The 19,275-nt window shown below is 45.6% G+C and carries 19 protein-coding genes and 1 tRNA gene; 8 read left to right on the forward strand and 12 right to left on the reverse strand.

The window, feature by feature from the left end; translation table 11 throughout:
• Positions 1-91 precede the first annotated feature (91 nt).
• Genes FC82_RS13410 through FC82_RS13420 form a run of 3 tightly spaced genes read right to left on the reverse strand, consistent with a single transcriptional unit; the run spans position 92 to position 3,614 of the window.
• Entirely contained in the window at positions 92-820 is a 729-nt protein-coding gene (locus tag FC82_RS13410; RefSeq protein WP_056997261.1) for an aspartate/glutamate racemase family protein, read from the reverse strand.
• Positions 821-825: 5 nt separating this feature from the next.
• Positions 826-2,079, reverse strand: a complete 1,254-nt coding sequence (locus tag FC82_RS13415) for a carboxylate--amine ligase (protein ID WP_056997262.1) — start codon at positions 2,077-2,079, stop codon at positions 826-828.
• Between the two features lie 2 nt (positions 2,080-2,081).
• Complete coding sequence (locus FC82_RS13420; protein ID WP_056997263.1) at positions 2,082-3,614, reverse strand: UDP-N-acetylmuramoyl-L-alanyl-D-glutamate--2,6-diaminopimelate ligase; 1,533 nt, start codon at positions 3,612-3,614, stop codon at positions 2,082-2,084.
• Between the two features lie 852 nt (positions 3,615-4,466).
• Between FC82_RS13420 and FC82_RS13430 the strand changes: the two genes are divergently transcribed.
• Positions 4,467-4,721: a hypothetical protein gene (locus FC82_RS13430; protein WP_056997264.1), complete on the forward strand. Its 255-nt coding sequence runs from the start codon at positions 4,467-4,469 to the stop codon at positions 4,719-4,721.
• A 47-nt stretch (positions 4,722-4,768) separates the two neighbouring features.
• On the opposite strand, the gene FC82_RS13435 is transcribed toward FC82_RS13430, so the two are convergent.
• Genes FC82_RS13435 through FC82_RS13445 form a run of 3 tightly spaced genes read right to left on the reverse strand, consistent with a single transcriptional unit; the run spans position 4,769 to position 5,618 of the window.
• Positions 4,769-5,026 carry a hypothetical protein gene (locus tag FC82_RS13435; protein WP_056997265.1) on the reverse strand — a complete coding sequence of 86 codons (258 nt, stop codon included), beginning with the start codon at positions 5,024-5,026 and terminating at the stop codon, positions 4,769-4,771.
• Positions 5,027-5,032: 6 nt separating this feature from the next.
• Entirely contained in the window at positions 5,033-5,413 is a 381-nt protein-coding gene (locus FC82_RS13440) for a hypothetical protein (protein ID WP_056997266.1), read from the reverse strand.
• Complete coding sequence (locus FC82_RS13445) at positions 5,391-5,618, reverse strand: hypothetical protein (protein WP_235809245.1); 228 nt, start codon at positions 5,616-5,618, stop codon at positions 5,391-5,393. Before FC82_RS13445 ends, FC82_RS13440 begins: the two co-directional genes overlap by 23 nt.
• Positions 5,619-5,930: 312 nt before the next feature.
• Here FC82_RS13445 and FC82_RS13450 point away from each other — a divergent pair, with 312 nt between their 5' ends.
• Positions 5,931-6,596 (forward strand): GIY-YIG nuclease family protein, encoded by a 666-nt coding sequence (locus FC82_RS13450; RefSeq protein WP_056997268.1) that lies wholly within the window; start codon positions 5,931-5,933, stop codon positions 6,594-6,596.
• A 227-nt stretch (positions 6,597-6,823) separates the two neighbouring features.
• Here FC82_RS13450 and FC82_RS13455 read toward each other — a convergent pair.
• Together FC82_RS13455 and FC82_RS13460 are read right to left on the reverse strand one after the other, a co-directional pair.
• Positions 6,824-6,907 (reverse strand) — tRNA-Leu (locus FC82_RS13455).
• A gap of 54 nt (positions 6,908-6,961) precedes the next feature.
• Positions 6,962-7,246 carry a heavy metal-binding domain-containing protein gene (locus FC82_RS13460; RefSeq protein WP_056997269.1) on the reverse strand — a complete coding sequence of 95 codons (285 nt, stop codon included), beginning with the start codon at positions 7,244-7,246 and terminating at the stop codon, positions 6,962-6,964.
• A 274-nt stretch (positions 7,247-7,520) separates the two neighbouring features.
• Here FC82_RS13460 and FC82_RS13465 point away from each other — a divergent pair, with 274 nt between their 5' ends.
• Positions 7,521-7,988, forward strand: a complete 468-nt coding sequence (locus tag FC82_RS13465; protein ID WP_056997270.1) for a MarR family winged helix-turn-helix transcriptional regulator — start codon at positions 7,521-7,523, stop codon at positions 7,986-7,988.
• A gap of 374 nt (positions 7,989-8,362) precedes the next feature.
• Here the strand turns inward: FC82_RS13465 and FC82_RS13475 are convergent, their stop codons facing one another.
• The 3 genes from FC82_RS13475 to FC82_RS13485 are packed head-to-tail and all read right to left on the reverse strand — an operon-like array spanning position 8,363 to position 9,949.
• Positions 8,363-9,067 (reverse strand): CPBP family intramembrane glutamic endopeptidase, encoded by a 705-nt coding sequence (locus FC82_RS13475; RefSeq protein ID WP_056997272.1) that lies wholly within the window; start codon positions 9,065-9,067, stop codon positions 8,363-8,365.
• Between the two features lie 15 nt (positions 9,068-9,082).
• Positions 9,083-9,313 (reverse strand): hypothetical protein, encoded by a 231-nt coding sequence (locus FC82_RS13480; protein WP_054762451.1) that lies wholly within the window; start codon positions 9,311-9,313, stop codon positions 9,083-9,085.
• 39 nt (positions 9,314-9,352) lie between these two features.
• Positions 9,353-9,949, reverse strand: a complete 597-nt coding sequence (locus FC82_RS13485; RefSeq protein WP_056997273.1) for a hypothetical protein — start codon at positions 9,947-9,949, stop codon at positions 9,353-9,355.
• Positions 9,950-10,548: 599 nt separating this feature from the next.
• On the opposite strand from FC82_RS13485, the gene mscL reads away from it, so the two are divergent.
• From mscL to pgmB, 4 genes are all read left to right on the forward strand, one after another.
• Positions 10,549-10,953 carry a large-conductance mechanosensitive channel protein MscL gene (gene mscL / locus FC82_RS13490; protein ID WP_054762455.1) on the forward strand — a complete coding sequence of 135 codons (405 nt, stop codon included), beginning with the start codon at positions 10,549-10,551 and terminating at the stop codon, positions 10,951-10,953.
• Positions 10,954-11,117: 164 nt separating this feature from the next.
• On the forward strand, positions 11,118-13,412 hold the full coding sequence (locus tag FC82_RS13495) for a glycoside hydrolase family 65 protein (RefSeq protein ID WP_056997274.1): 2,295 nt from the start codon (positions 11,118-11,120) through the stop codon (positions 13,410-13,412).
• A gap of 117 nt (positions 13,413-13,529) precedes the next feature.
• The gene (locus FC82_RS13500; RefSeq protein WP_056997275.1) at positions 13,530-16,244 is read left to right on the forward strand and encodes a glycoside hydrolase family 65 protein; all 2,715 of its coding nucleotides are present in this window, start codon (positions 13,530-13,532) and stop codon (positions 16,242-16,244) included.
• A gap of 25 nt (positions 16,245-16,269) precedes the next feature.
• Positions 16,270-16,947 carry a beta-phosphoglucomutase gene (pgmB, locus tag FC82_RS13505; protein WP_054762466.1) on the forward strand — a complete coding sequence of 226 codons (678 nt, stop codon included), beginning with the start codon at positions 16,270-16,272 and terminating at the stop codon, positions 16,945-16,947.
• Positions 16,948-17,297: 350 nt separating this feature from the next.
• On the opposite strand, the gene FC82_RS13510 is transcribed toward pgmB, so the two are convergent.
• Positions 17,298-17,957, reverse strand: a complete 660-nt coding sequence (locus tag FC82_RS13510; protein WP_056997276.1) for a deoxynucleoside kinase — start codon at positions 17,955-17,957, stop codon at positions 17,298-17,300.
• 216 nt (positions 17,958-18,173) lie between these two features.
• On the opposite strand from FC82_RS13510, the gene FC82_RS13515 reads away from it, so the two are divergent.
• Positions 18,174-18,944: a Cof-type HAD-IIB family hydrolase gene (locus tag FC82_RS13515; RefSeq protein ID WP_056997277.1), complete on the forward strand. Its 771-nt coding sequence runs from the start codon at positions 18,174-18,176 to the stop codon at positions 18,942-18,944.
• The last annotated feature ends 331 nt before the right edge of the window (positions 18,945-19,275 follow it).

Below are 19,275 nucleotides of genomic sequence, written 5' to 3' on the forward strand. Positions count from 1 at the left end.
ATAATCATCAGATGAATTATTGTATTTCATCTGACAACCATAAAGGGATTATCGCATCCAATTCATTTGGGAGAACGGTTTTTATTTGAAATCATTTTGCCCGGTAGTCGATGCCCTTTTGCTGTTTCAGCGCTAAAGTCAACGAGTGGTCAACCAGAATCGATTGACTGTCAATAATTGGCAGGTCGGTGATCGGTTCACGTTCCTGGGCTAATGACAGCTCAGTACAACCGAGCACCACGGCGTCCACGTCAAAGGTATCAAACATTTCTTGGACCAGACTATGGAACAACTCACCGCTCACAGTGTTGTTATCCTTGATCTGGGTGTAGATCAGCTCGTTGGTTTTGGCTTGAACGCTGGCATTGGGTTTGACAAATTCGTAGCCAGCAGCCTCAATTTCGTGGTCGTAGATTTCATCGGCAATTGTACCCTCAGTAGCCACGATACCGATCTTTTTAGCCTTTGGATACTTGATTTTAATCTCCCCGGCTGCTTCACGCGGCATGTGGAGAATTGGAATATCCGTCACTGACGTCAGCTCATCAAAGAAGTAGTGCGCCGTGTTGCATGGTAAAGCGAAAAAATCGGGTTTTAAGGTTGATTGCTGCTTAAAGTCATCCAGTAACGGCGGCAGCGGATTTGGTTTACTGTGATCCAGAATATAATCAGTCCGGTCAGGCACCGTTGCGTGGTTCACTAAAATGTAATCCAGATATTCCTGATCTGCATGCGCCGGCGTCCGTAGATTTAATTGATGAATATAGCTCTCGGTGGCCATGGTACCCATGCCACCAATAATCGTAAAGAAATGCTTCATCGTGATCACCCCTTGTTTTCAGCAAAATACCGGTCAAAGTTCTTCACGTAATTATGGTTCATCCACTTGATCAACGCCCACCGTTTGAGATTCATATCGTCTGAATACTCATAGGTCGTCCCATAACGGTGTTCCTTGATCAATTCAAGTGCCCGGTCTTTATCAGCATTTTCACGGGCGTACTTCTTAAACGTCTTAACTGGTACGCCAAGCCAGAGGGCGTGTTGTTCGGGATTTTGATTTCCGTAGACGGTTGGTGTGTCGGCCAGATCCTGCTTGACGTAATCTTTAACGACCCAGTCAGCCAGATTGTACCCGTTCAAGGTCACAAAGAAGCTGCTGCGGCCCTGACGCAAGTTGATTTCAAACAGTTTAAACGTGTTATCCCGTGCGTCATACTTCATATCGAAGTTTGCGTAACCGGTAAAATCGATGGCCTCCAGAAAAGTCTTGATCTGCTGATAGATGGTTTCGTTGTATTCCGGCAGGATAGCAACGTAATTGCCGATGGCGGAAGGTGCCGGATCTTCCAACAAAGGGTGGCCGAGACACATCATTTTGACGTGGTGATGCTGGTCGACATACGCGTTTAACACCCGCATATTGCTGTCGTCGCCCGGGACAAAGTCCTGCAAGATAAAGTCTGACTTATAGCCGTTTTCATACGCCGCATCCACAACGCGATCAAATTCTTCGCGTGACTGGATCCGGAAGGCCTTTTTTCGGCCTTCAAAGTGAACGTCAAGCCATTCCACACTGTTGGCTGGTTTCAGCGCAACAGGATAATCAAACGGTTGATCGATCACCTGACGATTGTCGTGCTCGTCCTTAGTGATGACCTTCGTCTTCGGATATGGCAGTTGATACTTGTCACAGATTTCGTAGAACCGTTCCTTGTTATTCAGGTGCTTCAACAGATCGTAATCGATGTACGGGCAAACAAACGTGTCCGAAAGCTCATCCTTGTGCTTTGCAATCAATTCAGCATAACCGTCACCGCAACCTATCAGGATAACCGGTTCCTTGTGGTCCTTGTAACGGTCCTTAATCTTCAGCATGGATTCGATCCAGACCGGATCCTCATCAAAACCTGGAATCAGTTCAACATCCACAACTTTTGTAAACCGAGTTGGGGCTAATTGAATGGAAGCGATGGCTTTAACCGGCTTATGGTACAGCGCATAAAACGACCGAGCCATCCCGTAAACGTTAAAGTCGCTTCCCAATAAAATTGGCGTAAACTCTGGTGTATCTTGCATGACTATAATTCCTCCACAACGTTTTTAGCAATCGTAACATCCGTTTCGTAAGGCGTGTTGACCCCGTTGACCTTTTGGTAATTGTCTTCACCCTTGCCTGCTAACACCACGATATCATTTTTAGTACTCATATTGATTGCCTGTTTAATGGCCGTTTTTCGATCCATTTCAAAGGAGACCGTGACCTTATCGTGGTCAATGTACGAATCAATCTCCTCAGCAATCGTTCTGGGATCCTCATAACCCGGATCATCCGTCGTCAAAATGGCTCGATCAGCTTCTTCGCTCAACGCTTTACCAAAGCCCTTCCGCCGTGAGACGCCTTTGTTGCCAGTACTGCCCAAAACAACAATGACTTCCCCAGCATCCGTTTGCCGGCGCAGGAAACTTAGCAGCGCCTTCAAACTCGCATAGTTGTGCGCGTAGTCGATGTAGATGGTGCCGTGCTGTTTGCTGGTCACCATTTCCATTCGGCCAGGAACGTGCACGGTCGTTAAAGCAGTCTGCATCTCAGCAGCCGTCGCCCCAGACAAGGCCCCAGCAATTATGGCACTGGCTGCGTTGCTCTCGTTGTAATCGCCAGGAACACTTAGTTCATAGGTGCCATTAAGTGCCAAGGCGCGGCCCTTGTCGGAGACAGCAGCCACATCAAAGGCGCTGTCGTGCAAGGTCTCTTCATCATTACTGAACTGCACATCAAGGTCTAAAGGTAACTGAATTTTGGCGCCTTTGCGCGCGTATAGGTAAATGTTTTCGGGTTCCGTGCTCGTTTTTGCCGCCTGGTAGACGTCTTCGAGGTGGTCAGTTTCGGCGTTGATGATGCAGGTGCGGGAATTGACCAGCAACTGCTCTTTGCAGTGCAGATAATCAGCAAACGTCGGGTGTTCGTTTTCGCCGATATGATCTGGTGTAATATTCAAGAAAATCCCAACATCATACGTCAGACCAAAAACCCGGTTTTTCTTGTAAGCTTGTGAGGACACCTCCATGACAAGGTGCGTCATCCCATTGTCAACCGCTGCCCGCATATCGTGGAACAGATCCAGGGATTCAGGGGTGGTCAGATCTGACTTGAAACGTTGCGCCGGCTGGTTACCCAAGACCCGGTCAATGGTCGAAAAAAGTGCTGCCTGATCATGGGTGTGAGTCCGTTGAATATGGTGCTCAAAATAAGCCGATGTCGTTTTTCCCTTGGTTCCAGTAAAGGCGATAATAAATAAGTCATTTTGCGGGTACCCGTAAAAGGCGGCCCCCAACAGTGCCATCGCTTGTTGAATATTTGTAACCGTGACGGCTGTCATCCCCTTGCCCTCAGCGTACGTCTTCTCAGAAACGTACCCGGTGGCGCCGGCAGCCTTAGCGGCAGTCAAATATTCAGGTTTAAAATTACCCTTACAAAAAAATAAAGTATCCGGCTGAGCTTGTCTTGAATCGTAAGTTACACTAGTGAATTCACGACTCTGGTCGCCGGTAACTGCTGTGAATAATTGATGCTCCTGTAATAAAGTCAACACTTGGGTCATATCAAGTGACATTGGCTTCTTCATCTCCAACTTATGAATAAAATACTGTATCTATTATTTCACGTTTCCCCTAAAAAAGAAACCGACCGCGTCGCTGTCTAACAGAGCAAGTCAGGTTAACTTAATATGCGCGTAACGCCATTTTTAAAGTCGCGAAAAAAGGCACATCTCGACGGTGTCACTTGTGGGTTAAAATCCAGTTCTTCAGACACGACAAAATGGCCTTTCAAACACCTTTCATTTTAGCAAATATCTGGGTGTAATACTACCAGGCTTGGGTGGTTGTAAGGATTTCTTTAGGGGCAGAGAGCGAAGCAAGGCGTTTAGGAGGCGGAGCGTAAGCCACTTTCGGCAGAAAATCCCGGTCTTGGATTTTGTGCCGGAAGTGGTTTACGCAGGAGCCTCCTGCCTTGCGTAGCTCGTTTAGTCTCGAGGGCAGAGAACCTCGATGATAATGGCTCTTTTGAAAAAAATAAAAACCAAAGTCAGAGAGCGAAACAAGGCGTTTAAGGGGCGGAACCCCTTGCCTTGCGGAGCTCGTTTAGTCTTGAGGACAGAGAACCTCCATGATAATGCCTCTTTTGGAAAAAACAATGAACCCAGAAAGCAAAACAAGGCGCTTACGCAGGATTCCCCTACCTCGCGTAGCTCGTTTAGTCTCAAGGAAAGAGAACCCCCATCTCAACAGCACCTTTTAATAATTGACCCCCCTCTGCATAAAAACCGAACCCCAAGAGATAGTTCCCCACAAAAACCTAAATCCCTCTAATCTCCAACTCAGCATCAATTCCTCAAGTACCCCCGACTAGGCCATCCAGCCGAAACGCGGTATAATAGATACGAACCAGGAAATGGAGTGATTGTATGGATAATTTGATCTTTTTTAATCCCGGCGATTCCGTTGGCAACTTTCACGACTATGATGAGGCTGTGAGAAGTGCCCAAATTTACCGCGAATCCAACAAAATTGACAGCGGCCATGTTTTTGTGGTCAAGGGTGTCGATGATAAGAAACAGTTCGATGTCTTCCTGGCTGACGATCAGATGATCAATCCTAATAAGGATCCGCAAAATGGGAAATCCCGGTCACAACCGTATTACATTTCAAAGAAAATTTAAGACGAGTCGCTTTCGGTTCAACTCGTCAACAAAAAAACGCGTCCCCACTAATAGGGACGCGTTTTTTTCATATACGGCAATGAAATTGACTGCCCATCAAAGTGGACACTCAAAAAGTGATCACGATCATACCGTTTAAATAAAACCGGCACCGTCACTGTGAAAAGTGAGTGACCGTTATCAAGGATAAGATGCTTCGAATCCCCATTCTGCACCCGGTACCCCGGTTGCCGCATAAACAAGCGCGTTTCTGCAAGTCGCGTTTCGTCCTGAAGTTCCGCAACATCACTAATCAATAGCCGCACGTCACATCATCCCCTGTTCCCAGTTTGAATATACGCAATGGCTTCGATCACACGATCCTTAAACGCAATAAGATCATTGTAAACATCCGCGTGACTCGGCACAGAACGCAACTGATTAACTAAGGTCATTAAGACGGCCAAGAAACGCTGTTGCAAACGTCGATTTGCAGCGGGCAAAGTTGTTTGGATGATTCGATTCTGCTGGTAATAAGCTTGAATATCCTGCCACAACTGATTGTTAAGCTGAATGGCTGAAGCGAACTGCTGCGTTTCGCGGACAGCTATTTCAACTTGATCAACACGTTGCTGCCACTCCTGAAGCAGCACAATGATCGTTTGCCGCGCTTCTTCAAACAGCGAAAAATCAATTTTTTTGTTGAGATTCATGGCGTTCAGCGACCGCCTTTTTCCCCTTCTCGGTCAAACCGTTAACGTAGTGGCCGGCATCGATGTACCCAGCATCGATCAGCGGCTGCGGGTCCCCGCCGATGGCGTTGTCGCAGTAGTCCACAAAGTGGCTCAAACTCGTGCCTGGTTCGACACGTCCTGAAGCGATCGCGTCTAAAATATTGTATTGTTCTTTTGTTAACATCATTCTCATCCTTTCAATACTGATAATCATTGGTAAATACAACTGATTGTCAGGCCTACATTTTCAGATGTCAGAGAAAATTCATGGTCATCGTGACACCTGTTCCTTAAAATAATACCACGTTCCGATTAAAACAAGTCGAATATGCTTCACCAATTTAATACTAGTCACTAACGCCAATTTTGTGTTGTATCTAAATGCGGCAAGTTTTAAAATGAACACAGATTGTTAAAAAATGTCTTTTTTACTATAGTGCCCAGTATTTTGAGACACTGATAATCAATTTGGGATTGAAGTTGGAGATGTCATTAATTGGAAGAAGATTATGGATACGTTTATGCCCTTGAAAACAAGTCGTTTCCGGGTTATATCAAGGTCGGTCAGACGAAGAACTTAGAACGGCGCCTAGCTCAGTTCAATAGCACGGGAATTCCCCAGGAAAAGCCAACGCTGTTATTGTTTGCGGTGCGGTTAAACCAGTATAAGAAAGCTGAACGCATTTTACATAAAGCGATGTCTGACAAACGCAAATCAGCCTCGACTGAGTTTTTTAAGGCCACGTACAATCAGGTAAAAGCCGAGTTTGAATTATTGCGATTTAACGACCCGAACGCAACACTCGTTCGACCCGAAAAATTCAATGAAAAGATAACCGGCAAAGAAATTGAAGTTGTCAAACGTCAAGTTGGTTCCCGACCTAATCGAACCTTTAAGTACTTGAGCATTCCCGCCGGATCAAAACTTTCCTTCAAAGATGATCCGAAAATACAAGTGACCGTCTTGGATGGTAAAAATCACGTCCTTTGTCGTTGCGGAAAAGAACATACACTGTCTCGGACGGCGATTTGCTGCTACGATTATTTCCACCAAGTTCCAGCAGAAAACCAGGGACGTGATCGCAACGGATTTGACTGGTTTGAATACAACGGCACTTTGATCTCAAAAATGAAGCCGATGGTCAATCAAGAATTGAGTTAAATCAACATTTTGATAGGTACAACTAAATAGAGCGCCAGGAAGTGGCAGCGACCAGCACTCTTTTCGACTGAGTTGCATTAAAACGTTCATGAAAGTTAAATACTTAACTGCTCGTAAGAAGCGGATAAGACAAGGCGGTTTTACTTCCGACCTTGTTTTTTTTACAAAAAAGGTACTTGCCAGACATTGTCTAACAAGTACCTTATTCATTCGTTGAAAAACTCTGATGCCCCGGGCAGGATTCGAACCTGTACTTGGTTACCCAAACAGCGACCTGAACGCTGCGCGTCTGCCAGTTCCGCCACCGGGGCAGTGCTTTTAACAACAAAAAATATAATACACTATAAATTGCATATTTGCAAACCCTATTTTGAATTTTCCAACGAAATCACAGTGCCATACGCGTGAACAATTAAAAATTTAGGTGCCACACTCATACGAACAACCTCGGTATTAAAGGAAACGTCTACGATACCATCCGCGTTTTTTGCCGCCGCCTTTTGATATAATTTTTGTTTGGCTTCGTCAAATAATTGATCAAACAACTCAAATTGGTCCGGTTTTTCTGAAGTTAATTGTGTATGGCAAGTAACTGCTGCTACCCCTTTTATAACATGTGGCTGATTAAATGCTCCAGTTGACATAAACATTGTATTCACCCTCCCATTAATAGCTCTATTATACTCAAAAACGGTTTTTTATGACACCGTTGACTTAAAAATTACGTCATTATCTGTACTTCAATTTAATGCCAAGTGCTGCCGTGCACACTAAGGACTACCCTTTATCAATTCACCCATAAATTTACTCGCCATTCCGTAGACAAATTGATGTTTTCAAGCTATAATTCAAGTCAGAAAACAATTAAATTGCAAACAATAAAGTATGACTTGAATTAACTTGACTTAGAAAGAAGGTTCCTTTATGAGCGATACAACACCACGTCTTTTGGATGATCAATTATGTTTCGCCTTTTATACAGCAAGCAAAAAATTTAATCATTTCTATCAGGAGGCACTCAAACCATTTCACCTCACCTACCCGCAGTACATTACAATGTTGGCACTTTGGGAAACCTCGCCATTAACCGTGCGCGAACTTGGCCAGCGGCTTAATTTAGATAGCGGCACCCTAACGCCACTTTTAAAGCGATTGGAAAAACAGGGATGGATCTCGCGGGATCGCAGCCAAAAAGATGAACGCCAAGTCAATATTTCATTGACCCAACACGCCGTTGAGCAGCGAGACGTAGTTTACGATCACGTTAATCAGTGTGTCGACATCTTGGACTTAGACCTTGCATCCTACGATGATTTATTAAGCCAAATTCACGACGTTGCTGATAATTTAGACGATGTTCGAAGTGATTGGAAGATCCAAAAAGCATTTTAAACAGTGTTAATAAAAAGACGGATCACAGTTTTTTGGACTGTGACCCGTTTTTTTGATATTGTATTGTGCAATATCTTGATTTATAAGAAGATTAACGAAAAATTTGTGGGCTAAATCTGCGCCAGATTGACGGCTTGTATCTGACGTATTTTAGTTTTTGACTTTTTGATAGCGGTACTTATCACGCTGATTTTTAGTGCTTGACCAGGTAGTCTCCTTTTCCCGACACTAAAAAATTTCCAAATGCGAATCAAAACAGTAGCTTTCACGTAACTTGCAAAGACTACGGGTACTTTAGCGCACTTCTGGCCTCGAGAAAAAACGAACTGCAGAAAACAAGGAGTCGCCATTCACTAAACGCTTTCTTCCATCCTCTACTTTAGCATCACTGCCATTATCGACATTGCCATCAAATTATTTAACATGTGCAGGCCAATCGATGTCACTAAATTATCTGTTCGGCGATAAATAAAGGCCAAAATTGCGCCTAGGCACGCGTAAATCAGAAAACTAACAATGTTAGAACTTGCATGTGCAATTGAGAAAATCAAGCCGCTAGTGATAACTGGTAACCAAAGTGTCCCTGGTTTAAAAAATGAATTGATCCAGTACCCGCGAAAAAGTAATTCTTCGATGATTGGTGACAAAAAGATACCGGAAAACATCAGGAGATAAAAAATCCACCGGTCACTCTTTAACAGACTGATAATGACCGCATTATTGGTCGTTTGAGTTTGGCCAAATAAGCGGCTGTTTAATCCTGATAACACCATTTCAACAGCCAGAAAAATAACAAATGCTATGAACAAATAGGCCAGGTTATTCCTAGATGGCCGGTGCCAAAATGGATGATCAGTAACACGTTTCATACATACCACCATAACAATAATCAGCGCCACGTAACCAAGGATATACCCCGCGGCCGCAAATGATCGGCCGACGAGTTGCGCCTTAGGCAAGCCGCGAATGATCGTCAACATAAATGGCACTAGCTGTATCAATACAAAAAAGGTTAAAAAAATTAAGATCCGGGTGGCTACTGACGGTTTTGACCGCCCTGAATCGTTCAATGGCTGCATCAAACAGGCCACCTCCTAGTTGTGAGTATCATCGTCGTCCGAATCTTGAGTATCATCATTTGTTTTCACGAATGGCAACAGTTTTAAATAAATCACCGTTACCAGCGCCATAGAAACGACAAAGGCCACAAACAGCGTCACAATAGTAACGACACTGTTTGCTGGCCAGTCGTGGACAACGTACATGGTCGTGCCGATAATCAGACACGGCACGATCACGATTATTGTATACATAAAGCCTTTCAATAAAAAAACTCCTTATAAAGCTTGGCGGTCAAACCAGACTTAGTGAAAATCCTCAGACATGTAGCGTTCCAAAATGGCAGTAATGGCCAGTGTTTCAAAACTACTAAACTCGACAAAATTCATGTTGGCGTAGCGCAAGCCTACTTGCCAACGCGCTGATAGATCCGACCGGTCAACGTAGTTAAAAATAACCTGTTTTTTCTTGAGGCTGCCGAGAAATCCGGTGTAAACAGCCTCACGTTTACCAGGGTGCTCGCCAATGGTCACGACTTGGTCCGAGTTAAACGCCCACTCTAAAACCACTTTTAAAATAGAATGCTTTTTAAAATCTAAATTACCAATAATCGTTTCCAACTGCCAGACGTTTCCATAACCGCGTTCGCGCGCCAACGCCATGACAGCGACAAGTGACTTCAGGTAGTCCGACTGTTCAATGACCCGAGTAACAGTGTTTAACCGGTAAACACCGCCGCCATCGATAGCCCCATCTGGATTGACCTGTTTTAAAAGCACAAATTTATCATCCACTGCCAACACATTACCAACTGAAAAATGAGCGTTGTCGCCGTACCGATAAACTTCTACCAGCCGACCTGTTTTGGCCGCATTTAACAATTGTTCACGAACTGTCCTCATAATTTGCCTCCGTGGTTAATCGCCGAAGAATTTTTGTCAGATTCAATTTGTTGCTACAATAAAAATAGCAATTATTGGCCAATTGTTCAAGTCCTGGCATTTAAGCAGTGCAAAATTGACACTTTTTATAGCGGAACACCGCAACAAGAAATGTACCATCGTTTGCCCTTGCAATCTGGCAAATTCTTACGACAGATGTGTCAACACACTTATTGGAAAAACAAAGCATAAACAGTGTGTTCGCGGCTAACGGGACGACTCAATCTCAACTCAAGTCTTTAATCTAACAGATAATACTCGTTGGCTATAAACCACCACACACCATTGAAGCTGAATTTCTTTGATTGCCTTTCAATACTGATGGTCACAACCCCCTGTCGAATTGCAACGGCCATGGGAGGATTAAAAAATAAACCTCGTCATTCGGCTAATGATTTACGTACGAGGTGTCATTGTCTCGAAACGGACCAAAAAAGCAACATTATTGTTAACGGGGTACACTACCCGCATAATGTCGCAACCTACGGCGTTTTCCTTGCACCGCACCACCCTTTTTCGTTACACTAGGCATATAAAGAATGAATTGAGGTGGCATGATTGTGTTAAAGGAATTCAAGACATTTATTGCACGTGGCAACGTGATCGATCTCGCCGTTGGGGTGATCATTGGGTCGGCGTTTACAGCTATTGTAACCTCGCTGACCAAAAATCTGATCAACCCGCTGATTGGTATTTTTCTGGGCAAAATCGATTTGTCCGGACTGGTTTTGACCGTGGGCCAAGCCCATTTTCGGTATGGTGATTTTTTAAATGCCGTAATCAACTTTATCATCATTGCGTTCGTTGTCTTTTTACTGGTCAAGGCCATCAACAAATTAATGCCGACTAAGGAAACTGACGCCGAACCAGCACCTGCTCCAAACCAGGAGACAGTTGTGCTCACTGAAATTCGTGATTTATTGAAACAACAGCAGGAAACAACCCAACATCGATCTCAAGACTGAGTGTGGCCTTTTTACCACGCTCTTTTTTTCTACGCTTGAACCCGCGTGCTGGATATGTTGCGGCGCTGCTTTGTAGACAACCGGTTGACTGGTGTGACGCATTTTTCCCAAAACGCGGCCACCTCGTTTCAACCCTTGTTCATTAGTTGTAAAGAAGGCTTTTTATGGATACAACAGATGAGTTTCAAATTCATTTACAGCAGCTGCCCTTTAAAAAAGCGACAGCTATTGAAACTGTGTACGCACTTGGTAATGGTCATTTTGGTGTTCGGTCTTCGAACCCGCTTCAGGGGGACAATCCCGATTATCCGGGGCAGCCTGGGCTCTTCATTAACGGTTTTTACGACCTGACCGCGATTCATTACGGTGAAGACTATCCAGGCTATCCGCAAAATTCGCAGACAATTTGTCAACTCCCTGATCCGCGATTTATGGTGCTGGAAATAGATGGTCTGCGCTCTGACGAAGAAACTTTTAAAATCAGGCTGGTCGACAAGAATCTCAACCTTAAGACCGGTCTGCTGTTAGAGATTTTTGAGATCACCTCACCAACAGATAAAACGGTTCGGCTGACGATGCAGTCGTTTGCCTCACAGGATGACCGGCGTTTGTTTGGTGTTTCCTACTCCTTGTCGGCACTTAACTTTGCCGGCAGCGTCAAACTCAACAAACAGCACCGGTACACCCAGCAGCAGATTCCGGAGCACGTTACTGATATTCGTAACGTCCAACGTCAGTCACAGCTGACAATTACTTACCAGGAAGCGGATCATCCAACCCTGCAGATGATCACCCGAAAATCGCAGCTAGCTGTTACCCTGCAGTTGCAACCGCTAAACGTGGACGGCCAGCCGATTCCCAAACTCACCACTCAGGACCAGCTGCCGACCTACGTCACTGAATTTAATTTGGTGCCTGGGATCGCCCAGCATGCCGATTTTGTCTACAGTATCGGCTACCCGCATCCAATCGTGGTCGCTAATTCCGAACCCGATACTCAGGATCAGACACTGGCCACTGAAACATTCACAACGCTGTTGAATAAATCAGCCTCAAAATGGAGCACTTTTTGGGACAACAGCGACGTTGAGTTGGCGGGTGATGCTAAGCTGGCCAAAAGTATTCGGTTTAACCTCTTTCATCTGAATCAGGCTGCTGGTCGCGACGGTATGACCAGTATTCCGGCCAAGGGGCTGACGGGTTCTGGGTATGAAGGTCACTACTTCTGGGATGCTGAAATGTTCATGTTGCCGTTTTTTATCTTTACCCAGCCCGATACTGCTCGTCAGATACTCAGTTATCGGTACAGCAAACTGCTGCAAGCGCAGAAACGAGCTCGGGCGATGAACGTCAAAAAAGGCGTGCTGTTCCCGTGGCGCACCATTAATGGGACCGAGGCCAGTGCCTACTACCCTGCCGGTACCGCCCAAGTTCACATCAATGCAGACATTGCCTACGCGGTCGACCTGTATGTCCGTGTGACCGATGATCAGGACTTTTTAGCCAGCCAGGGCTTGCCGCTGATCATTGAAACCGCATGTTTCTGGCTAGCTTACGGACACTATGCCACGGATGATGCCCACCATGGCCGATTCGTCATCAACGACGTCACCGGACCGGACGAATATACCGCGATGGTCAACAATAATTATTATACGAACCGAATGGCGCAGCATAATCTCTATCTGGCAACTAAATATGCCAGAAAATTAGGCCATACTGAAGACAACGTTATCGGTAAACTCGGCTTGACGACTGCCGAAATCGACGCGTTTCAACACGCAGCAGACCAGATGTATCTGCCCTTTGATCCCGAAAGTCAAATTAAAAAACAGGACGACACCAGCACAGAAAAGCCGGTTTGGCCAATTGCTGAAACGCCTCGGACCCAGTTTCCACTGTTGCTGCACTACCACCCAATGACGATCTACCACTATCAAGTCAATAAACAAGCTGATACGGTGATGAGCGACTTTCTGTTTCCTGAAGATCAGGACCAGGCCCAGTTAAAACGAGATTATGATTACTATGAAGCCATTACCGTCCATGATTCATCCCTCTCACGAGCCATTTTTGGAATCTTAGCGCATCGTTTAGGGGAAGCCGGTAAAGCGTATCAGTACTTTATGGACACCGCCCTGGCGGACTTGACGGATGCTCAGGGCAACCTCAGCGCTGGCATTCACGCAGCTAACATGGGTGGCAGCTGGTTAAGCCTGATCTACGGGTTTGCCGGTCTGGAAATCAAGGACACGACCTTGCACCTCCACCCAGAACTGCCATCTGAGTGGCTGCAATTACGTTTTAAGCTCTGGTTTCAGCATCGGCGTATCGGGATGACCATCACCCACCAGTCGCTGACACTGGAAAATTTAAAGGGTAAACCCATCACCGTCTACGTGAACGGCGAGCCCGTAGTTTTGGGCAGTGAAAGAGTCACAGTCCCATTTTCAGACTAATGTGAAAAATGTAACTTAAATCACAATATTTGCAGAAATGACTTATCTTGCCTATCATTAATTTAGAGGGGTTTTACTTAAGGCAATCCAATTTAAAAGGAAAAGAGGCTAACTTGTATGAGAACTATTGCACTAAATGTCATGCAAGAATCGATTGAGATAGCTTACTCAACCAATAATAATGAACCACCCTTTCGGCAATTCATGATCACGTATAATCCAGATCAGGCCATTGGGAATAACTTGGAAAAAATCAAGGTCGTTCTGGCTGGTCTGCCCATTGATGCCGCCATTTTGACCAACTCTTTGGAGTATGATTTTTCCGATACGGTTATCGGGATCAACCACCAGCGCATTGACATTGGACTGGCGTTGACCAACATGTTAAACATTCCCGTCGTGTGCCAACGTGACGTGGAAGAAAATGGGCTTAAGGCGGCTGCAGAGAAAAAACGGCGGTACAATGAGTGGCACCTTGATTACTATGGTGAATACCAAAAGAAACGCAACTATGGTCAAGAAGCCATGCTGACCGTTGGAAACGGCTATTTAGGCCTTCGTGGTGCCTACGTTGAGGCGCGAGCCGATGATGACAACTACCCTGGTACTTATGTCGCCGGTGTTTACAACCAGTTGACGACTAAAATTGGTGACCGTGACGTCACTAACGAAGATCTGGTCAACATGCCGAACGCCCAATTCTTAACGTTTGGCGTTGATCACCAACCGCCGTTTAAAATTGTCTCGAGAGATATTCAGGACATTTACCGGTCACTCGATTTAAAACACGGGACCCTGACCACCATGATGCGCGTACAACTGTCGACTGGCCACGTGCTGAATGTGACCACAACCAAGATGGCCAACATGCAGGATTGGCATCAATATGCCATTAAATACACACTGACCCCCGTCAACTTCTCAGGAAGCATCCAAATTTACTCAGAAATCGACGGCGATGTCACTAACGGCAACGTTGATCGGTATCAGGATTTTGACCAGCACCACATTGATATTACAGGCATGAGTGCCCACGGCAATGAAATGTATCTTGCTGGCGAAACGAAAACATCACACATTGAATTTACAGTTGGCGCAAATTTATCTAGTGACCAGCCCACTGACGGGGAAATTCAGGTCACAAACGATGATAAGCATATCCGGCAGGTCCTTTCCACCGAAGTGACGGCGGGCCAGACGTACGCGTATACCAAGAACGTCGTCATCTATACCAGTCTTGAGACGACCGAGGAACAGCCCATGGCTGCAGCCAGCGAAGCACTGGGCAAAGCAAGTTTTAAACAAACGAAGAAACAGAGTCTTGCCTACTGGAAGTCAACTTGGGACAATTTTGATATCCAAATCGACAACGACATTACCAGCCAAAAGCTGACTCGGGTCAACCTCTTTCACACCATGGTCTCAGCCGCCGCTAACGAATCCGGTGAACTGGACGCCTCCGTTGGTGCCCGTGGGCTGCATGGTGAAGCGTACCGGGGACATGTCTTCTGGGACGAAATGTTCGTTCTGCCGTTCTACAGTCTGCACTTCCCGAAGTTAGCAAAGCAACTGCTGTTATACCGCTATCGTCGCTTAGACGCCGCCAAGGATTACGCCAAAAGTGAAAATTACGATGGTGCGATGTACCCGTGGCAATCCGGTGAGACCGGTGATGAACAGTCACAATTCGTCCATCTGAATCCGATCACACACACTTGGGATCCGGACAACAGCCGGCTGCAACGGCACGTCTCATTGGCCATTGCCTACAACATTGTGACCTACGTCAACGTCGCCGGTGACAAGAAATTTATGAGACAATATGGGCTGGAAATGCTGCTGAATATCGCCAAATTCTGGTTGAGCACGGTGACCTTCGATAAGAAGGCCGACCGTTACAGCATCCCGCACGTTATGGGACCCGATGAATTTCACGAAAACTATCCTAACAGTGACGAACCCGGCTTAACAAACAACGCCTACACCAACATCATGGTTGCTTGGCTGTTTAACGTTCTGAGCACACTTCGCAAAGAGATGAAGGCTGCTGATTTTAAAGCTATCGCGGAAAAGAGCGCGTTTGACGAAAAATCACTTACAAAAATGACCGATGTCTCCCATAAGCTCAAACTTGATATCAACGACAATGGCATCATTGGTCAGTTTGAGGGTTACTTCAAACTGCCAAGCATGAACTTCGATAACTACCGCCGCAAGTACGGCGATATTTCACGGATCGATCGAATCTTAAAGGCTGAGGGCAAGACCCCTGATGCTTACCAAGTGGCCAAACAGGCTGATACTTTAATGTCCTATTACACATTAAGCATTGACGAAGTGGGTCACATTCTGGGACAATTGGGATATCAGTTGCCGAAAGAATATTTAACCAAAAACATTCAGTACTACCTGAATCGGACGACCCATGGCTCTACGCTGTCACGAATCGTTTACTCAGTGCTTACTGAAATGGACGACAACATGGATCAGTCTTGGTCGCTCTTCTCGACCGCCCTATTTTCTGACTACTACGACATTCAAGGCGGCACCACTGCTGAAGGGATTCATCTCGGCGTGATGGGTGCTACCCTAATGATTGAAACTAGAAATTATGGCGGCGTGGACAGCCTGGGACCGCAGCTTGAAATTCACCCGCATCTACCCGCAAAGTGGCAGCGCTTGCACTTCAAGCAGCTCATCCGTGGTCATTGGTTTGAATTTACGATCACTCACCATCAAATTTCTGTTAAAACAGATGTGAAGGCGACGATCCAAGTCTTAGGGCAACCGGTTGCATTAACGCCAGACCAAGAAACGGTTTGCGATTACTAATCATCTATTAAGGAGTGTTGGACCCATGGTAAAAGCATCATTTGATCAGATTAAAGGCTTTGTTTTCGACTTAGACGGTGTCATTACGGACACCTCGCTCTACCACACGAAAGCTTGGCACCAACTTGCTGATAAGCTGGACGTGGCATGGAGCAAAACGCTGGAAGACGGCCTGAAGGGCATTTCCCGAATGGACTCGTTGGAAATGATTCTCAAGACCGGTAACAAAGAAAATGACTACTCACAAGATGAAAAGGTTGCCCTTGCGACCGAAAAGAACACGAATTACGTTAACGAGATCAGCAAGATGACCCCGGAAAACATTCTGCCGGGCATCAAGGACTTCCTAGATGATCTGCGTGCCAACGGGTATCAGATTGCTTTAGCCTCTGCCTCAAAGAACGGGCCGACCGTCTTAAAAAATCTCGAACTGACAGACTACTTCCCAAAGATTGTCGATCCTGCCACCCTGTCAAAGGGCAAGCCGGATCCAGAAATTTATACTAAGGGTGCCGAATTGTTAGGCTTAGCGCCTGAGACCTGCATTGGTGTCGAAGATGCCGCAGCTGGTGTCCAAGCCATCAATGCTGCTAACGAAGTTTCAGTCGGTATCGGTGACGCCACCCTCCTCAAGGAAGCTGACGTACGCTTTGACAACACCGCAGAAATGACGCTAGCCAACATCAAGAAGGCTTTGGGTTAATTTCCTGCCATTAAAAGACGCTTACGGGCGTCTTTTTTGATTTAAAAAAACAATCTCAATTGATTCTATAAAACAGCACGAATATTTGACGAACATCAATTGACCGTTCAGACGTTGTTAGCACAAGACAAAATCAATCACAACGCTGTCGCTTAGCCCACCCAACAACTATTTCCACATTAATCAAATGACTGTTTCGGCAATCAACAAGCATGCCGAGCCTGAACAATAGCCAAAGCATGACCAGTATCACCAAACCTATTCCTGGTATCCACCATGTCCGGCTCAAGAAAGCGGGTGCATCAAAAAAGCCCGCTCATCACAGGCAGGCTTTGTCATTTGGATTGGATTTACATGGCTTCACGAATTGAGTTGTCAGAACGGATGGACTTAAGCGCATCATCGATCTGGCCAAGTACAATGTCAACGTTTTTTGGGTCTTCCAAGTTGTACTGTTGGAGGTTCAATTTGATTTTTGGGCTGACGTCGTATTCGTCAAACCATTTGCGGTAGGCGGACCACATTTTGTAATAGTAGTCTTCGCGCTCCGGGTGGCCATCGATCTGTTCGTAATCGCGGCCACGCTTCTTGATCCGGTACAGGATGGTATCAAAATCACTCTCAGCGTACACGAGCAAGTCAGGTGCCTTCTTTGGCAGCTCGTTGAGTTCACCCATCATGTTGTCCAGCAACTTCAGATAAACGGATAATTCGGTGTCCGTGATGTTGCCTTCCGCGTTGTTTTCTTTAGTAAACAGCGCGTCTTCATAAATGGAACGATCCAGCACGTTGTTGTCATCGGCAAGGGCTTGTTTGATCATCCCAAAGCGTTTATTGAGAAAATAGATTTGTAGTAGGAATCCATATTGTTTCGGATCTGAATAGTATAACGGTAAAACGGGATTCTCCCCAACGGGTTCGAAAAATGCTTTCGTTCCTAAGTGGTCTGCGAGCATCCCTGTGAGCGTGGTTTTCCCAACGCCAATCATTCCGGCAGTAATTATCACCATAATAGCCCCTCTTTTAAAAAAATATGCAAGATATAGTGTACCACAATTTTCCACCTACAACATCTACTTTTCTCATCTTTCGACAAGGCACCGTTCCGCAACATAACAAAATCGTGTAGTATAATGACATTATAAGGGTTAGTTGCCTTAAGCAGGACAGATGTCCAGTTTCGATGACGCTAACGGGCATATTAGAAAAGGAGTGGATCAGGTATTATGTATGATGCAATTGTTTTCTTTGATTTAGACGGCACGCTGTTTGATAACGATAAACACGTGTTACCGGCAAGTATCGATGCTATTAAGCAGATGGCACAGCAAAACATTCTCTCGGTGGTTTCAACTGGCCGCAATATTTTCGAGATTCAATACGTCTTAGATGAAACCGGCATTAATTCAGTGGTCAGTGCCAACGGCAGTTACGTGCAGTATCAGGGTAAGAAACTACACGCTGAAGAGATTGATCCAGACCTCATTGCAACCTTTACCGATTACGCTAACCAGCAGGGTGATGCGGTCGCCTACTTTAACAACCGCGGCTTTCGGCTTAGTGAGGAAAACGACCTCACCCGGCCAAACTTTAAGCTCCTGCGGTTAGACGCCAAAGTGGAACCAGACTTTTACCGCAAAGAACCGATTAATTTCATGAACGTCTTTAACACCAACAAGGAAGATCAATACACGGCGGCCTTTAAGGACCAACTCTCACTGGTACGCAATAATCCCCGCTGTCTCGACACGATGAAGGCTGGTGTCTCAAAGAAGACCGGGATTGAGATCCTGTTGTCGGCAGCTAAATTGGAAAATATTCCAACCTATGCTTTTGGCGATCAGCTCAATGACCTGCAGATGTTTGACGTTGTTGATAATCCAATCGCCATGGCGAACGGCCACAAACTGGCTAAGGAAAAGGCGTCCTTCGTCACGACTTCTAACGTCACTGACGGCATCGTACATGGACTTAAACACTATAACTTGATTAAATAACGGTCACAAACCGTCGACAAGAACCGCCATCCAGAAAACCCGATCGGGTATTTTCGGATGGCGGTTCTTTTTAGGATCCTTCAAATGGTTGAATTTCGCAGTGTTTTTTAGGTAATTTGGTTTTAGATGATTAAGTGGAAACGAATTTTGCTAGTTACGTGCTTTCTAGGCCATGTAGACTAAACGAGTTCCGCAAGGCAGAGGGCTCCTGCAGAAGCGACTCTGGGCACAAAAGTCAGGCCCGGACTTTTCCTCGGGTGTTCGACTTTGTTGTACTTTCTAGGCCATGTAGACTAAACGAGTTCCGCAAGGCAGAGGGCTCCTGCAGAAG

The organism is Secundilactobacillus collinoides DSM 20515 = JCM 1123, from assembly GCF_001435975.1.
Classification (GTDB): domain Bacteria; phylum Bacillota; class Bacilli; order Lactobacillales; family Lactobacillaceae; genus Secundilactobacillus; species Secundilactobacillus collinoides.